Below are 15,483 nucleotides of genomic sequence, written 5' to 3'. Positions count from 1 at the left end.
ATGAGCATGGGTCACGACGAATTCATGTCGCAGGAGGAGGTCGATGCCCTCCTCAAGGGCGTCACCGGCGAAGTCGATACGGAATCGAGCCAGGCCGAAAAGCAGGGCGTGCGTCCGTACAACATCGCGACGCAGGAACGCATCGTGCGCGGCCGGATGCCCGGTCTCGAGATCATCAACGAGCGTTTCGCGCGCCTGTTGCGCGTGGGCATCTTCAATTTCATGCGCCGTACCGCCGAAATTTCGGTCGGGCCGGTGCGCGTGCAGAAGTACAGCGAGTTCACGCGCAACCTGCCAATTCCGACGAACCTGAACCTGGTGCACGTCAAGCCGCTGCGCGGCACGTCGCTGTTCGTGTTCGATCCGAATCTGGTGTTCTTCGTGGTGGACAACCTGTTCGGCGGCGACGGGCGCTTTCACACGCGCGTCGAAGGCCGCGACTTCACGCAGACCGAGCAGCGCATCATCAGCAAGCTGCTCAATCTGGTGTTCGAGCACTACACGACCGCCTGGAAGAGCGTGCGCCCGCTGAATTTCGAGTACGTGCGCTCGGAAATGCATACGCAGTTCGCCAACGTGGCGACGCCCAACGAAATCGTGATCGTCACGCAGTTTTCGATCGAGTTCGGCCCGACCGGCGGCACGCTGCACATCTGCATGCCGTATTCGATGATCGAGCCGATCCGCGACGTGCTGGCTTCGCCGCTGCAGGGCGAAGTGCTCGACGTGGACCGCCGCTGGGTGCGCGTGCTGTCGCAGCAGGTGCAGGCCGCCGAGGTGGAACTCACCGCCGATCTGGCGCAGGTGCCCATCACCTTCGAGCAGATCCTCAATATGAAGAAGGGCGATGTCCTGCCGATCAACGTTCCCGAGCACATCGTCGCCAAGGTGGACGGCGTGCCGGTGATGGAATGCGGCTACGGAATTTTCAATGGTCAATACGCGTTGCGGGTCCAGAAGATGATCAGCGCAGCCGACACGATGAAGGAAGGTGGATATGAGTGACATCAACGGCACGAGCGCTGACGAACCGGTGCTCGATCCCAACGACCCGGCGGCAGCGGCGCAGGCAGAAGCAAATACGATAACGAGTGCAACGAGCACGGAAGACGAAATGGCGATGGACGATTGGGCTGCCGCACTGGCCGAGCAGAACAGCAACGACGCACCGGCAGCCGCGCCCGCGGCAGTGTTCCAGCCGCTTTCGAAGGTCGATCAGAACTCGACGCGCAACGACATCGACATGATTCTGGACATTCCCGTCCAGATGACCGTCGAACTCGGTCGCACCAAGATCGCCATCCGCAACCTGCTGCAACTGGCGCAGGGCTCGGTGGTGGAGCTGGACGGCCTGGCGGGCGAGCCGATGGACGTGCTCGTGAACGGCTGCCTGATCGCCCAGGGCGAAGTGGTGGTGGTGAACGACAAGTTCGGTATTCGCCTGACCGACATCATCACGCCGTCCGAACGGATCCGGAAGCTGAACCGATGAGATTTCAGGCCGTGCGCGGTACGTTTGCTTGTGCAGTGTTCACCGCAGTGCTCGCGCTGTGCAGTGGCGCGGCTCACGCCGCCGACCTGCAGGCGGTCAACCAGGCAGCGCGCTCGGCCTCGGGCGCTTCGGCCGTCATCACGGGCAGCGCAGTGCCGTCGCTTGGCTTCGGTGCGGTACTGCAAACCGTGCTCGGCCTCGTGCTGGTGATCGCCGTGGTATTTGCCTGCGGCTGGCTGGCGCGGCGTCTGGGGCTGCAGCACGGCCCGAAGAACGCCCTCGTTAAAACGGTGGGCGGCGCCTCGCTCGGCGGCAAGGAGCGCGTGGCCGTGGTCGAGATCGGCGACACCTGGCTCGTGCTGGGTGCGGCGCCCGGCAGCGTGCGCCTGCTGCACACCATGCCCGCGGGCGAATTGCCGAATGCGGCGAATGTCGCTGGCGACCCTGCCCTCCAGGGCACCTTCGGACAGCGCTTTCGTGACGCGCTGAAGCACGAGGCAGGCAAACGTTTCAAGCGTCACGACGGCGGAGCGCAGTAAATGCAAGGCAGTTCCTTTTCCGACCCGGTGGCGGCGGTGGTTCCACCCCCATCCGCCCACGCGCACTCTTCTTCGATCGTGACGCCACATCCCGGCCATAACGGCTTCTTCTCCCGCTTCAAGGCGCGCCTCGCGCATTCGGCCCTGCCGCTCGCGCTGCTGTTCGCGCTGGCCGCCGTCGTGCTGATGCTGCCGCATCTCGCGCATGCGCAGGCCGCGCAGCCGCAAGGCCTGCCCGCCTTCAACACGAGCCCCGGCCCCGGCGGCGGTACGACCTATTCGCTGAGCGTGCAGACGATGCTGCTGCTCACGATGCTGTCGTTCCTGCCCGCGATGGTGCTGATGATGACGAGCTTCACGCGCATCATCATCGTGCTGTCGCTGCTGCGCCAGGCGCTGGGCACGACGACCACGCCGCCCAATCAGGTGATCGTCGGCCTCGCGCTGTTTCTGACGCTGTTCATCATGTCGCCAGTGCTCGACAAGGCCTATAACGACGGCTACAAGCCGTTCGCGGCCGGCACCCTGCCGATGGACGAAGCCGTGACGCGCGGCGTCGCGCCCTTCAAGACCTTCATGCTGCGCCAGACCCGCGAATCCGATCTGGCGCTGTTCGCGCGCATTTCGCACGCGCCGCCCATGCAGGGCCCCGAGGACGTGCCGCTCACGCTGCTGGTGCCCTCGTTCGTGACGAGCGAGCTGAAAACGGGCTTCCAGATCGGCTTCACGATCTTCATTCCGTTTCTCATCATCGACATGGTGGTGGCGAGCGTGCTGATGTCGATGGGTATGATGATGGTGTCGCCCGCGACGATTTCGTTGCCGTTCAAGCTGATGCTGTTCGTGCTGGTGGACGGCTGGCAATTGCTGATCGGCTCGCTCGCGCAGAGCTTCAGTTAAGGAGAGATGCGATGACGCCCGAAATGGTCATGACCCTCTCGCACGAAGCGATGTATGTCGCGCTGCTGCTGGCTGCGCCGCTGCTGCTCGTGTCGCTGATCGTCGGTCTGGTGGTGAGCCTTTTCCAGGCGGCCACGCAGATCAATGAGAGCACGCTCTCGTTCATCCCCAAGCTCGTTGCGATCGCGGTTACGCTGGTGATCGCCGGACCGTGGATGCTCACCACGATCCTCGACTACATGCATCGCATGTTCACAAGCATTCCCGCCCTCGCGGCCTGAGCGCGCGCAGGCGCGCTCTTCCTCTCGATGTTCACCGTCACTTACGCGCAGCTCAATCTCTGGCTCACCGCGTTCCTGTGGCCGTTCACGCGCATCCTCGCGCTGATCGCGACCGCGCCGGTGGTCGGCAACCGCTCGATCTCCACGCGCGTGAAGATCGGCCTTGCGGCGTTCATCACGCTGATCGTCGCGCCCACGCTCGGCGCCATGCCGCAGGTCACGGTGTTTTCGGCCGAAGGCGTGTGGATACTGGTGAACCAGTTTCTGATTGGCGTGGCGCTGGGCTTTGTGATGCAACTGGTGTTCGCCGTGGTGACGGCCGCCGCCGATCTGATGGGCGCCGGCATGGGCCTGAGCTTCGCGTCGTTCTTCGATCCGCAGGCCAACACGACTACGCCCGCGCTGTCGTCGTGGTTCAACATGATGGCGATGCTGACCTTTCTCGCCCTCGACGGGCATCTGCAGATGATCGCGGCCATCGTGGAGACTTTCACGAGCGTGCCGGTCTCGGCCAACGTGCTCAGCGGCAACGGCTATCGTCTGCTGGTGGGCTGGGGCGCGATGGTGTTCAATTCGGGGCTGCTGCTGTCGCTGCCGGTGGTGGTGGCGCTGCTCATCACCAATATTTCGCTGGGCATTCTCAACCGCGCCGCGCCGCAGATCGGCGTGTTCCAGATCGGCTTCGCGGTGACGATGCTCGTCGGCCTGCTGTTGGTCCAGCTGATGATGCCCAGCCTGATTCCGTACTTCTCCCGGCTGTTCGATAGCGGGATCGATCAGATGGGACGGGTGGCGGCGGCGCTGAAGCCGCCGGGGTGAGGGGCGGGGAAGTAAAGTCCCGTTTATCCAAACCCCACAAACAAAAACGGCGGCAAGCTCCAAAGCTTGCCGCCGTTTTTTTAGCCTCCAACCCGCTACATCAAGGATTGATGTACTGGAACAGCGAAAGCTGCTGCGTGGCCGCGAAGCTCTTCTGCGACGCCGACAGCGCGTTCGAAATCTGCTCGTACTGCGTGATCGCCGCCACCGTATCCGTGCTCACCAGATCGTCGAGATTCGAGGTGATCTGCAGCGAGTTCGTCGACGTAACGGTCTGCAGCGCCTTCACTTCCTGCTCGCGTCCGCCCACCGATGCCTGCAGCGTAATCACATTCGACGTCGAGTTGCCGATCTGCGTGAGGCCCGTCTGCAACGCGTTCTGCAGCGTCGCCGTGGCGGTCGGGTTGCCCGTCGCGGAGGTTTGCAGCGCCGAGATCACGGCGTCGATGCTCGAAAACACGCTGCTGTTCTGCGCCGCCGTGGCCGGCGTCACCGAAAAACTATCGCCCGACTCGGGCGTGCCCGAGATCGTCACATTCATGCCCGACCCCAGGTCGATCGCCGAACCGTCCGTGTACGGCTGGTTCGATGCAAGCGTCGTGGCGGGGTTGGTGGTGTTGTCGGTCACCGTGTAGGTGAGCGCACCGGTCGTGCCGCCGATCTGGATCGACAGGTTATGGCCGTTGGTTGCCTGGGTCGGGTCCGTGACGGTCACGCCGCTGATCGTGCCCGTGCCCTTGTTGTCCAGGCTGCCCGAAGCCACCGCCGAGGTGCCCACCGACGACACGGTCTGGAACACCGCAGCGCCCGTGTCGCTGATGGCGATCGAGCGCGAGCCCGCCACCTGCACGGTGCGCTGGCCCAGGTCGCCGTTGTAGGTGACGCCGCCGCCGGACTGGTTGGTGAAAACCTGCGACGTGCTCTGGAAACCCGAGAACAGGTAGTTGCCCGCGCCGTCCGTGGTATTGGCGAGCGTGAGCAACTGGCTGCGTTCGCCCTGCAACTGCTTGGCGAGCGCCTGGCGGTCGGAGTCGTTGAGCGAGCCGTTGATGGCCGACTGGATCTGCTGGCTCATCGCCTGCAGCGTGCTCGTCACGCTGGAGAGCGTCGAGTCCTCCAGTTGCAGCGACGAAAGCGCCGTGTTCTGGTTGCTCGCGTACTGCGTGAGCGTGGCGCTCGTGGCCGAAAGCGTCACGGCCTGGGCGGCGCCCAGCGGGTTGTCCGCCGGGTTCGAGATGGCGATGCCCGTCGAGATCTGCTGCTGCACGCCGAGGAGCTGGGACTGCTGGTTTTCCATCGTCGAAAGGCTCGACGAGTAAATCTGGGAAGTCGCGATACGCATGGTTGGTCAGCGCCTCACTGGAAAATGCCGAGCAGGGTCTGGAACAGCGACGCCGCCGTCTGGATCACCTTGCTGTTGGCCTGATAGAGCTGCTGATACTGCAGCAGGTTTGCCGCTTCTTCGTCGAGGTTCACACCCTGCACCGACTGCTGCTGCGAGGTCAGTTGCGTGACGAGCGAGGTCTGCGAGGTGCTCGACGCCTTCAACTGGCTCGCCGTGTTGCCGATCGCGTTCACGTAGTTCGAATACGCGTTGGTGAGCGTCTGCGAGTCGGTGAAGGCGGTGCCCGAAGTCAGGTTCGCGAGCGCCAGCGCGTTACGGCCGTCCTGCGTGCCGCTGGTGTTCTTCGTGATGGTGAAGGTGTCGCCCGTCGAGGGCGTGCCCGTCATCGTGAAGCTCACGTTATTGGTGTCGCCGGCCGTGCTCGACGTGATCGCGATGGTCGCGCCCGTGCTCGGGTCGTAGCTCACCGGCGTGTCGCCGGCCGCGTCGATCGTATAGGTGGTCGGCGTGCTGGAGCCCGGCACCGTCACCGATACGGTCGAATTCGGCGGGAAGCCGGAAAGCGTGCCGCCCGTGCCGGAAGTGGCCGCCGTGTAGGTCAGCGTGGTGGGCGTCGAGGACACCGTGTAGTTCGAGCTGACCGCGCCTTGCGTGACGTTCGCCGTGCCCGCGTTGCCGGTGGTCGCCGACACCAGCACCGGCGCGGATGCCGCGATCGCCGAAGGATCGCTCGTGGCCACCGCGAAGCTGTCGAGCGCGCCTGCGGTCGGCTGGATCACGTAGGAATCGCCGTCGGCCATCGTGCCCGACGAGGTGATCGAAAGACCGCCTGCCGTGAACGGATTGGTCGCGCTCGGCTGCGTGGTGGTCGACTTAACCACCGTATTGGTGGTCGAATCGGTCAGCGTCCACGTGCCGCCCGCCGTGCTCGAATACGACAGCGTGTAATTGTCGGTCGGCGGGCTGACGGCGTCCGTCAGCGTCGCCGCGACAGTCGCCGTGCCAGTGTTGTTGCGGTTGCCCGTGACCTGCGGCGCGCCCACCGTGAACAGGTTGCCGCCCTGCCCACCGCTGAGCGTGAGGCCCAGCGAATTCTGCGAATTCACCTGCGCGGCAAAACTGGTGGCGATCGCACCAAGCTGCGATTCGGCCGGATCGAGCGTGTTCTGCACGAACGACACGAGGCCGCCCACCGTGCCGCCCGTGAGCGCTGCGCTGGAAAGCGGCTGCGCCGTGGTGGTCGAACCGGGCAGGCCTTGCCACGCCACCGTCAGCTCGGACGGGTTGGTGCTGGACGCCTGGGTCGTGAGGTTGTAGTTCTGGCCGCTCACCACCAGCGGCTGGCCGTTGCCGAGGAACACGCTATAGCCGCTGCTGTTCTGCACGACCTGCACGCCCACCAGTTGCGAGAGGTTCGAGACGGCCTGATCGCGCTGGTCGAGCAGCTGGTTCGGCTGCTGCCCCCCCGCGCTCGCGGTGGCGATCTGCGTGTTGAGCTGCGCGATCTGCTGCGTGTACGTGTTGATCTGCGAAACGGCGTTGGTCAGCTGCGTGTTCACGCTCTGGCGCAGCGAGTCGTATTGCGCGCCGGCCGAGTTGATCTGGTCCGCGAGCGTCTGCGCATCGGAGAGCGCGGTCTGGCGCACCGAGCTGCTATCCGGCGAATTCGACACGTCCTGCAGACCCGAAAAGAACGACGTGATCGACGATGCGATGCCCGACGTCGGGCTGCCGACGAGGTTCGAGAGCTGCGTGGCCAGCGTGTACGAAGCGGTCAGCGAGCTGTTGGTCGATTGCGCGTTGTTGAGCGCGGTCGTGATGTACTGGCTATAGGCGCGCTGCACGGTCGCCGTGTTGACGCCGCCGCCGATATAACCCGAGCTGGTCGCCTGGCCATTCGCTTCGCTGTACACCGCGCTTTCCACGTTGTAGCCCGCGGTCGACGAATTGCTGATGTTCTCGCCGGCAGTAGCGATGCCGATCTGGGCCGCCTGCAACCCGGAGAGACCGATCGAGAAAATGTTGGACATGCGTAATCCTCGTGGACGGCCGGCCCGACCTGCCGGTCGGAGGGGCCGCGTGGGTGAACTTATGTGATAACGGCAGCGCAGCGCCGAAATTAAGCTGCGGTAAGGGAGAATTTCGAGGGGGAAACGTTTGGCGCGAGGAGCGTGTTTCGCCCTGCCGGGCGCGCATGCGCGGCGCATCGGCAAGGCATGCGGCGCACGCGAACGGCGCGCCGCGAAATGTGCGGCAAGCGTGGCGGCGGCCGCGATGGCCACCGCCGCTGTTTGCGCTGCAGTGCGCTCTTAAGCGCGCTGAAACGCCCGACGCTTCATTTCGAGCTGCGTGATATAGCGCTGCAGGCTGTTTTCCGCGGCGCCCGGCAGCGTTTCGAAACGCAGACCGAGGTGATAGCGGCGATCGCCATTGGGCAGGTCGATGAAGCGCAGCACCACCAGCGCGAGATCGACGCGCAAGGTGCCGTGACCGCGCAGCTCCAGCTCCACGTCCACCAGCTTCAGGCCCATGTCGAGCGCCGCCGCGCGTTCGTCCGTGGTGCGCAGACCCAGGCCGCCCAGCGAGATATCGTGCACCTCGAACTGGAAGCGCTGGCCGTCCATCGGCAGCGCGCCGCGCACGATGCACGGCTCCATCACCGGCGTATCGACGCGGAAATACTCGCGGCGCTGCACGTAATAGAGCACTTCGGGGAACGTGGCCTCGAACGCGGGTCGCCCTTCGAAGGTCGTTTCGCGCGGCATGCCGGTGGTGAATTCCACGCGCACGCCGTCCGGCGAGGCATGGAACTGGCATTCCTGCTGGGCGAGCACTTCGCGGTTCTGCTCGGACACCGCGCCCCAGTCGAACGTGAAGGTGCGCTCGCGCGCATCGACGTCGAGGATGCGCGTGACCAGCTGGCCTCCGCGGTATTGCAAGGTCAGGAAATCGCCGCGATTGGCGAGATTGCGCAACTGCACCCCGACTTCGAGCGGGTTGCGACGGCCATAGTCGGGGCTTTCGCCATCGACTTCTTCCTGTTGATTCGACTGAACGGTATTCATCGGCCTGCCGGAATTTCGTGGACATGCCGGCGCGCCCCAGAAGGTGTCGTTGCGCGCCGTCCGGGCGGTCTTCGCCGCCCCTGATTCTTTTGGATCTCGCCTGCATTAGCGGCAGGATGACGCGGAAATTTAGGGCTTCGGCGTAAAAAATCTGCAATCCGCGAATCGTGCCGGCAGGCGCCGCACCCATTTCTTTCGCGATTTCACCGCGATCGTTCGTCAAGTCACACGCAACGTCGTCAAGGCAACGTTTGCTGTCGGCTGACCAGGCGCGCGACATGTTATGCGCGACGCATAAGAAAATCAGAGGTGAGTCAGACGCAGGTCAGGCCATGCGCTGCATGATCGACATGAGCTTCTTCGCGTAATGCGGGTCGGTCGCGTAACCGGCGCGCTGCATGCCCTGAGCGAAACTTTCGGCGCTGCGCGAGCCGCCGTTGATGACCGAGGCGTAGCGCGGGTTGCTCTTGAGCACGTTGGCGTAGTCGCTCATCGCGTCTTCGTACGAGTCGTAGGCGCGGAACTTCTCCACCACGCGATGCGGCGCACCGTTCACGTACTCGGTGGTCATGGTGGAGACGGTCTTGCCGGTCCAGTCTTTGGTCGCCTTGATGCCGAACACGTTGTAGCTGGTCGAGCCGTCCGCCTTCATGATCTCGCGCTTGCCCCAGCCCGATTCGAGCGCGGCCTGACCGACGATGAAGCGCGCCGGAATGCCGGTGGAGTTGCTGGCTTGCTGCGCGGCGTTGGCGAGCTTGTTGACGAAGGCGTCGACCTTGTCGTCGCCGCTGGCGCGCACGGGCGGCGTGAGCGCGCTATTGGCGTCCCAGCCCTGGCCCTTGCCGAGCGCGCCATTGGCCGAGGCGTTGCCGTAGGCGCGGCCAAGCGCGCTCAACATCGCCATATTGCCTTCCTTGCCGCTGCTGCCCGAGCCCGACAGGCCCTGCATCGCGCTGGCGATGCCGCCCGCGCCATCCGCACCACCGGCGCCACCCAGGCTGTTGGCGTCGCCGCCCATGCTACGCATGAGCTGCTTGATCATGGCATTGGCCACGCCAATGCCCTTGTTCGACATCTGCTGGGAGAGCTGCTGGTCCAGCATCGACTGGAACTGCGCGCCGTCGTTGGAATCGAGCGGGCCGTCCGAGGGCGTCGCATCGCGCATGCTCTTGAGCATCATCTGCGTGAACACGGCGTCGAACTGCTTGGCGGCTGCCTTCACGCCCTGCTGCGGCGAGGCGTTGGCCGCCGCGCGCATGGCGTCGAAGCCCTGCACGTCCAGCGCGAAGCGGTTCGTGAGGTCGAGATTGCCGTTGCCGATATTCGAGTTATCCATTTTTCACGTCCTTAGATAATTTCGAGGTCAGCGCGCAGTGCGCCCGCCGCCTTCATCGCCTGCAGGATCGACATCAGATCCGCGGGGGTTGCGCCGAGCGCGTTGAGCGCCTTCACCACTTCCGCGAGATTGGCGCCCGCCGTCACCAGCTTGAGCGCGCCGTTATCCTGCTTGAGCTGGATCTGCGACTGGCGCGCCGCGACCGTTTGCCCGTTCGAGAACGCGCCCGGCTGGCTTACCGCCGTCTGCGTGTTCACGACCACCGAAAGATTGCCGTGCGCCACCGCGCAGGATTCCAGCGTGACCATCTGATTCATGACGATCGAGCCGGTACGCGCGTTCAGGATCACCTTCGCCGCCGGCTGGGCCGGGCGCACGTCCAGATTCTGGATCTGCGCGATGAAACCCACCTGCGAGGCCGGGTCAGCCGGGCCGCGCACCTGGATCGTGCGGCCGTCGACCGCTGCCGCCGTGCCCGCGCCGAATTCGTTATTGACCGCCGACACGATGCGCTGCGTCGTGTCGTAGTCCATGTCGTTGACTTCCATCTGCAACAGGCCGCCAGCCTGCGAAACGGGCGAAGGCACCGCGCGCTCGACCGTCGCCCCCGACGAGATACGCCCCGCCGCGAGCTGGTTCACCTGCACCTTGCTGCCGTTGGCCGACGCGCCCGCGCCGCCCACCGCCACGTTGCCCTGGGCCAGCGCGTAGACCTGGCCGTCGGCGCCCTTGAGCGGCGTGAGCAGCAGCGTGCCGCCGCGAATGCTCTTGGCGTTCGCCAGCGACGACACCGTCACGTCGATCTGTTCGCCCGGACGCGCGAACGGCGGCAGCGTCGCCGTCACGATCACGGCCGCGACGTTCTTCAGCTGCATGTTGTTGAGCGTCTGCGAGGAACCCGACGAACTCGACGTGTTGTTGATCGAGATGCCGAGGTTCGCAAGCATGTTCGCGAGCGTCTGCGTGGTGAACGGCGCCTGGGTCGTCTGGTCGCCGGTGCCGTCCAGACCCACCACGAGACCATAACCGATCAGCGGGTTGTCGCGCACGCCCGCGAATGTGACGAGATCTTTCACGCGCTCGGCGCGTGCGGGCGTGGCGTAAGTGAGCAGCGCCGAGCAGGCGACCACGAAGCCCACCACCACGCCAAAGGCGGCTAGCAGGTCTTTCGCGCGCGAGCGGCGCGTGCGCTGGAATCGGATCTTTACCATGGCGCGACATTCAGGAAAAAGCGTTGCAGCCAGCCCATGGTCTCGGCCTCGTCGATTACGCCCTTCGCGGAGTATTCGATCTTCGCGTCGGCGACGTCGGTCGAGAGCACGGAGTTGTCTCCGGCAACAGTGTTCGGATTCACGACGCCGGAAAAGCGCACGTATTCATTGCCCTGGTTGATGAGCATCTGCTTTTCGCCCGACACCACCAGGTTGCCGTTGGGCAGCACGTTCGTGACCGTCACGGTGATGACGCCCGTGAAGGTGTTGGAAGCGTTCGCGCCGCCCGTGGCGTCGAACTGGTTGGCGCCGGTGGCCGACAGGTTCGCGCGCGAGAAGAAGCCCGGCGCGAAGCCCGCGGTCGGCACGTTGAAGCTGGTGCTGCCGCCACGCTTGGTGTTGGCGCCCGAGGACTTCGTCGCGTTGATGTTTTCGGAGATGACGATGGTGAGGATGTCGCCGGTATTGCGCGGACGCTGGTCTTCGAACAGCGGACGCCCCGCGTAGCCCGGGTTATAGATCGAACCCGGCGAGACGTTGACGGGCGGCGGCGGCGGCACGGCCGTCATCGGCTGCTGCACGATCGGCTGCCTGTTCGGCACATAGGCGCAGCCCGCCAGCGCGGCAAGCGCGAGCGACACCGACGCCATCGCGGCGCGCGGCATCGCCCGGCGCACCGACTGCTGGCGCGAGCGAGAGTTGAATTGAACGGACTGGCCCATATTTCTCACCACTTCTATTCCGTACTGCTATTGCTGTTGCTTCAGGTTCCCGGCGACGCCGGAAGTGTCCCTGAGACCTGCGCCTAGACCCGCGCTGCCTTCTGCGCTTAAACCTGCATCTGGCTCAAGGTCTGGAGCATCTGGTCGGACGTCGTCAGCGCCTTGCTGTTGATTTCGTAGGCGCGCTGCGTCTCGATCATGTTCACGAGTTCCTGCACCACGTTCACGTTCGACGATTCGACATAGCCCTGGTTGAGCGTGCCCGAGCCGTTCAGGCCCGGCGTCGTGACCGTGGGCGCACCCGACGATGCCGTTTCCGACACGAGGTTCTCGCCGTTGCTTTGCAGGCCGGCCGGATTGATGAACATGGCGACCTGCAGCGAGCCGATCGTCGTGTTGCCGGTCGAGCCGGGCGTCGTCACCGTCACCACGCCGTCGCTGCCGATGGTGAGCGACGTGGCGTTGGCGGGCACCGTGATGGCGGGCATCACCGGATAGCCGCTCGACGTCACGAGCTGACCCTGCGAGTTGGTCTGGAACGAGCCGTCGCGCGTGTACTGCGTGGTGCCGTCGGGCATCTGCACCTGGAAGAAGCCCGCGCCGTTGATCGCCACGTCCTTCGAGTTGCCGGTCTGCTGCAGGTTGCCCTGCGTGTAGAGGCGCTCGGTTGCGACCTGCTGCACGCCGGTGCCGACCTGGCTGCCCGAGGCCATCTCGGTGGTCTGCGTGGAGTTTGCGCCCGGCTGACGCAGCGTCTGGTACATGAGGTCCTCGAACACCGCGCGCGAGCCCTTGAAGCCATTGGTGCTCACGTTCGCGAGGTTATTCGAGATCACGTCCATCTGCGCCTGCTGGGCGTTCATGCCGGTGGCGGCGATGTAGAGCGATCGGTTCACGGTGTCTTTCTCCCGGCGCGTAGTCTGCAAATCGTGTCTGCGAGACCGGCGGCCATAAAAATGCTTAGCTGAAGTTGAGCAGCTGGTTAGCGCTCTGTTCGTTCTGGTCGGCGGTCTGCAAAAGCTTGGTCTGCATCTGGAACTGGCGCGCGTTGGTGATCATCGAGACCATCGCGGCAACCGGGTTCACGTTGCTGCCTTCGAGCGATTCCGTGGCGATCTGGACCGTCTGGTCCGCGTCGGCCGGATTGCCGTCGGCGGTGCGAAACAGGCCGTCGTCGCCACGCTGGAGCGATCCCGCAGGCGGGTTCACGAATTTGATCTGGTCGATCATGGCGATGGCGCTGGCAGGGCTGCCCGGCGCAATCGCCGAAACCGTGCCGTCCGAGCCGATCGTCACCGCCGAACCCGGCGGCACGGCGATCGGGCCGCCGCCGCCGATCACCTGCTGGTTGCTGGCCGTCACGAGCTGGCCGTTCTCGTCCACGTGCAGGTTGCCCGCGCGCGTGTACGCCTCGTTGCCGTCGGCGGTCTGCACGGCCATGAAGCCGTTGCCCTGGATCGCGATGTCGAGCGGATTGCCGGTCCTGGAAATCGCACCGGGCGTCATGTCGGAGCCTGGCGTCGCCGACAGCACGAACGTGCGCGTGGTCGAATCGTTGACGGTCGAGCCGTCGCCGAACGACATCGGCACGGAACGGAAATTCGCCAACTGCGCGCGAAAACCCGTGGTCGAGACGTTGGCCAGGTTGTTCGCGACGACGGCCTGCTGCTCGAGCGCCTGGCTCGTGCCCGTCATCGCGGTATAGATCAGTCGGTCCATGATGTGCCCGGTGCGTTAGTTCACAAACTCGCTTACATCTGCAGCAGCGTCTGGTCGACGGTCTGCTGCGTCTTGATGGTCTGCGCGTTGGCCTGGTAGTTACGCTGCGCCGTGATCAGGTCGACGAGCTGGTTGGTCAGGTCGACGTTCGACGATTCCACCGCGCCGCCCGTGAGCGTGCCGTGGTTCGTGCTGCCCGGCGTCGAGACCTGCGCCACGCCCGAAGCCGCGGTTTCCTGGAACTGGTTGCCGCCCAGGTTCTGCAGGCCGTTCGGGTTGTTGAAGTTGGCGAGCACGACCTGGCCAAGCGTCTTGGTCTGGCCGTTCGAGTAGTTGCCCGTGATGGTGCCGTCCGAGCCCACCGTGAAGTTCGACAGCGTGCCGCTGGCGTAGCCGTCCTGCGCGAGGTTGTTCACGCCCGAGGTGCCGCCGTACTGCGTCGTGCCGGTGAGATCCAGCGTGATCGTCTGCGCCTTCGCGCCGTCGGTCGGCGTGAGGTTCAGCGTGAACTGGTCGTTGGTCTGCGCGGTGCCGCCCGAGGGCGTAACCGAGGTCAGCGCGCCCGACGAGTTGAAGTTCATCGTGCCCATGTCGGTCATCGTGCCGCCCGCGACGCCGGCATAGACTTCCGCCGAACCCGTGGCGTTCTGCACGAAGTACATGTTGACCTGCTGCGTGCCGCCCAGCGAGTCGTACGCCGTGATCGACGTCGAGTAGTTGTACGAGTTCGAATTGGTCGCGTCGAACGGCGTGGCGGTCGGCGCCGTGGCTTGCGCGTTCAGGTTCACCTGCGCCGTGATCTTGCTGGTCGAGACCGGCGCGATGTTGGTGGTCGGCACCTGCAGCGGCACGGTTTGCGCCGAATTGACGACACCGTCGGTGCCTGCCGCGTAGCCCATCAGATCGTTGCCGGCGGCATCGGTGATGTAGCCGTTCTTGTCGAGCTGGAACACGCCGTTACGCGAATACGTGAGCGTGCCGTTGTTCGACATCTGGAAAAAGCCGCTGCCGTTGATGGCGACGTCCAGTGCCTGGCCGGTCGTGGTGATCGTGCCTTGCGAGAAGTTCTGCTGCACTTCCGAAAGCGAGGTGCCCAGACCGATCTGCGTGTTCACCGAGCTGGCGATGGTGTTCGCGTAGACGTCGGCGAACTGCGCCGCGCTCTGCTTGAAGCCGACCGTGTTGGCATTGGCGATGTTGTTGCCAATCACGTCGAGGTCGTTCGACGAAGCGGCGAGGCCGCTCAATCCTTGCTGGTAGCCCATGAGTGTTTACTCCGCGCTGTCGTTTATCAGGTTCAGAGAATGCCGGCCACGCTCGAAAGCGGGACCGTCTTGCCGTTGGCGAGCGAAAGGCCCGCCGTGCCATCGGATTGCTGGATCACGGCGTCGACCTTGCTCGCGACGAGCGCCGTCGCGGAGGTGGCCTGACCGTTGACCGTCGCGCTCGCGCTGATCGTGTAGTTGCCGTCGGCGACGGTCGCGCCCGTCGAATCGGTACCGTTCCAGGTGACCGGAATCGTGCCCGCCGACTGCGCGCCCAGATCGAGCGTGTTGACGACCTTGCCCGCCGAGTTGGTGATCGTGATCTTGACGTCCGAAGCCGCCGACGAGAGCTGCACGCCAAGCTGCGGCGCCGAGCCGCTCGACACCGCGGCCGTGCTGCCCGCTGCCAGCACCGTCGAGCCGATCAGCAGCGCCGACTGGGCGTTCTGGCCCGCGGAGAGCTGCGTCGAAAGCGACGACAGCGACGTGTTGAGGTTCGCGATGCCCGACACCGTGTTGATCTGGGCGAGCTGCGAGGTCATCTGCGAGCTGTCCATCGGATCGGTCGGGTCCTGGTTCTGCAGCTGCGCGACGAGCAGTTGCAGGAAGGTCTGTTGCAGATCGCTGCCGCTCGTGCCGCTGGTCGAGGTCGACGACGTCGACGAAGACGCCGAGCTCGTACCGTTCATGGTGTCGAGCAGAGTCTGCGAAACGGTGGCGGAACTGCCGCCGATAGTAGTGCTGGAGGTCAACGCGTTCTCCTCGGATACGCTGGTCTGTTGCTGGGTA

The 15,483-nt window shown here is 64.8% G+C and carries 16 protein-coding genes; 6 read left to right on the top strand and 10 right to left on the bottom strand.

Going from position 1 to position 15,483, the window contains the following annotated elements; genetic code table 11:
• The first annotated feature begins 6 nt into the window (after positions 1 to 6).
• Genes fliM through fliR form a run of 6 tightly spaced genes read left to right on the top strand, consistent with a single transcriptional unit; the run spans position 7 to position 4,031 of the window.
• Positions 7 to 1,005: a flagellar motor switch protein FliM gene (fliM, locus tag VG320_RS28445; RefSeq protein ID WP_322048782.1), complete on the top strand. Its 999-nt coding sequence runs from the start codon at positions 7 to 9 to the stop codon at positions 1,003 to 1,005.
• Positions 998 to 1,492: a flagellar motor switch protein FliN gene (gene fliN, locus VG320_RS28440; protein ID WP_414696140.1), complete on the top strand. Its 495-nt coding sequence runs from the start codon at positions 998 to 1,000 to the stop codon at positions 1,490 to 1,492. The genes fliM and fliN overlap by 8 nt, the downstream gene beginning before the upstream one ends.
• On the top strand, positions 1,489 to 2,031 hold the full coding sequence (gene fliO / locus VG320_RS28435; RefSeq protein ID WP_327203393.1) for a flagellar biosynthetic protein FliO: 543 nt from the start codon (positions 1,489 to 1,491) through the stop codon (positions 2,029 to 2,031). Before fliN ends, fliO begins: the two co-directional genes overlap by 4 nt.
• The gene (fliP, locus tag VG320_RS28430) at positions 2,032 to 2,931 is read left to right on the top strand and encodes a flagellar type III secretion system pore protein FliP (RefSeq protein ID WP_327203392.1); all 900 of its coding nucleotides are present in this window, start codon (positions 2,032 to 2,034) and stop codon (positions 2,929 to 2,931) included.
• An 11-nt stretch (positions 2,932 to 2,942) separates the two neighbouring features.
• Positions 2,943 to 3,212, top strand: a complete 270-nt coding sequence (fliQ, locus tag VG320_RS28425) for a flagellar biosynthesis protein FliQ (RefSeq protein WP_167070205.1) — start codon at positions 2,943 to 2,945, stop codon at positions 3,210 to 3,212.
• A gap of 27 nt (positions 3,213 to 3,239) precedes the next feature.
• A complete protein-coding gene (fliR, locus tag VG320_RS28420; protein WP_327203391.1) occupies positions 3,240 to 4,031 on the top strand; it encodes a flagellar biosynthetic protein FliR in 792 nt (263 codons plus the stop codon).
• 100 nt (positions 4,032 to 4,131) lie between these two features.
• Here fliR and flgL read toward each other — a convergent pair whose 3' ends face one another.
• The 10 genes from flgL to VG320_RS28370 form a co-directional block, all read right to left on the bottom strand.
• Positions 4,132 to 5,373 carry a flagellar hook-associated protein FlgL gene (gene flgL / locus VG320_RS28415; protein ID WP_327203390.1) on the bottom strand — a complete coding sequence of 414 codons (1,242 nt, stop codon included), beginning with the start codon at positions 5,371 to 5,373 and terminating at the stop codon, positions 4,132 to 4,134.
• Between the two features lie 14 nt (positions 5,374 to 5,387).
• Positions 5,388 to 7,406, bottom strand: coding sequence for a flagellar hook-associated protein FlgK (gene flgK, locus VG320_RS28410; RefSeq protein WP_327203389.1), 2,019 nt, complete (start codon positions 7,404 to 7,406; stop codon positions 5,388 to 5,390).
• A 279-nt stretch (positions 7,407 to 7,685) separates the two neighbouring features.
• Positions 7,686 to 8,441 (bottom strand): flagellar brake protein, encoded by a 756-nt coding sequence (locus VG320_RS28405; protein ID WP_327203388.1) that lies wholly within the window; start codon positions 8,439 to 8,441, stop codon positions 7,686 to 7,688.
• A gap of 325 nt (positions 8,442 to 8,766) precedes the next feature.
• Complete coding sequence (gene flgJ / locus VG320_RS28400) at positions 8,767 to 9,777, bottom strand: flagellar assembly peptidoglycan hydrolase FlgJ (protein ID WP_327203387.1); 1,011 nt, start codon at positions 9,775 to 9,777, stop codon at positions 8,767 to 8,769.
• 11 nt (positions 9,778 to 9,788) lie between these two features.
• On the bottom strand, positions 9,789 to 10,988 hold the full coding sequence (locus VG320_RS28395; protein ID WP_327203386.1) for a flagellar basal body P-ring protein FlgI: 1,200 nt from the start codon (positions 10,986 to 10,988) through the stop codon (positions 9,789 to 9,791).
• Positions 10,982 to 11,653, bottom strand: coding sequence for a flagellar basal body L-ring protein FlgH (flgH, locus tag VG320_RS28390; RefSeq protein ID WP_327203417.1), 672 nt, complete (start codon positions 11,651 to 11,653; stop codon positions 10,982 to 10,984). Before flgH ends, VG320_RS28395 begins: the two co-directional genes overlap by 7 nt.
• A 164-nt stretch (positions 11,654 to 11,817) precedes the next feature.
• On the bottom strand, positions 11,818 to 12,606 hold the full coding sequence (gene flgG / locus VG320_RS28385) for a flagellar basal-body rod protein FlgG (protein WP_103705770.1): 789 nt from the start codon (positions 12,604 to 12,606) through the stop codon (positions 11,818 to 11,820).
• Between the two features lie 64 nt (positions 12,607 to 12,670).
• On the bottom strand, positions 12,671 to 13,429 hold the full coding sequence (gene flgF, locus VG320_RS28380; protein WP_327203385.1) for a flagellar basal-body rod protein FlgF: 759 nt from the start codon (positions 13,427 to 13,429) through the stop codon (positions 12,671 to 12,673).
• Positions 13,430 to 13,461: 32 nt separating this feature from the next.
• Positions 13,462 to 14,694, bottom strand: coding sequence for a flagellar hook protein FlgE (gene flgE, locus VG320_RS28375; protein WP_327203384.1), 1,233 nt, complete (start codon positions 14,692 to 14,694; stop codon positions 13,462 to 13,464).
• 32 nt (positions 14,695 to 14,726) lie between these two features.
• Entirely contained in the window at positions 14,727 to 15,446 is a 720-nt protein-coding gene (locus VG320_RS28370) for a flagellar hook assembly protein FlgD (protein ID WP_327203383.1), read from the bottom strand.
• Positions 15,447 to 15,483: the final 37 nt, after the last annotated feature.

This window comes from Paraburkholderia sp. (assembly GCF_035948235.1).
In the GTDB taxonomy this organism is placed as follows: Bacteria; Pseudomonadota; Gammaproteobacteria; order Burkholderiales; family Burkholderiaceae; genus Paraburkholderia.
Note: the sequence above shows the minus strand (reverse complement) of the source record. Positions and strands in the feature narration are given on the sequence as shown.

What these genes read in the sequence shown, in the direction of transcription:
- fliM (WP_322048782.1), top strand. Translation starts at nt 7, where the DNA reads ATGGGTCACGACGAATTCATGTCGCAGGAGGAGGTCGATGCCCTCCTC.
- fliN (WP_414696140.1), top strand. Translation starts at nt 998, where the DNA reads ATGAGTGACATCAACGGCACGAGCGCTGACGAACCGGTGCTCGATCCC.
- fliO (WP_327203393.1), top strand. Translation starts at nt 1,489, where the DNA reads ATGAGATTTCAGGCCGTGCGCGGTACGTTTGCTTGTGCAGTGTTCACC.
- fliP (WP_327203392.1), top strand. Translation starts at nt 2,032, where the DNA reads ATGCAAGGCAGTTCCTTTTCCGACCCGGTGGCGGCGGTGGTTCCACCC.
- fliQ (WP_167070205.1), top strand. Translation starts at nt 2,943, where the DNA reads ATGACGCCCGAAATGGTCATGACCCTCTCGCACGAAGCGATGTATGTC.
- fliR (WP_327203391.1), top strand. Translation starts at nt 3,240, where the DNA reads ATGTTCACCGTCACTTACGCGCAGCTCAATCTCTGGCTCACCGCGTTC.
- flgL (WP_327203390.1), bottom strand. Translation starts at nt 5,373, where the DNA reads ATGCGTATCGCGACTTCCCAGATTTACTCGTCGAGCCTTTCGACGATG.
- flgK (WP_327203389.1), bottom strand. Translation starts at nt 7,406, where the DNA reads ATGTCCAACATTTTCTCGATCGGTCTCTCCGGGTTGCAGGCGGCCCAG.
- VG320_RS28405 (WP_327203388.1), bottom strand. Translation starts at nt 8,441, where the DNA reads ATGAATACCGTTCAGTCGAATCAACAGGAAGAAGTCGATGGCGAAAGC.
- flgJ (WP_327203387.1), bottom strand. Translation starts at nt 9,777, where the DNA reads ATGGATAACTCGAATATCGGCAACGGCAATCTCGACCTCACGAACCGC.
- VG320_RS28395 (WP_327203386.1), bottom strand. Translation starts at nt 10,988, where the DNA reads ATGGTAAAGATCCGATTCCAGCGCACGCGCCGCTCGCGCGCGAAAGAC.
- flgH (WP_327203417.1), bottom strand. Translation starts at nt 11,653, where the DNA reads ATGCCGCGCGCCGCGATGGCGTCGGTGTCGCTCGCGCTTGCCGCGCTG.
- flgF (WP_327203385.1), bottom strand. Translation starts at nt 13,429, where the DNA reads ATGGACCGACTGATCTATACCGCGATGACGGGCACGAGCCAGGCGCTC.
- flgE (WP_327203384.1), bottom strand. Translation starts at nt 14,694, where the DNA reads ATGGGCTACCAGCAAGGATTGAGCGGCCTCGCCGCTTCGTCGAACGAC.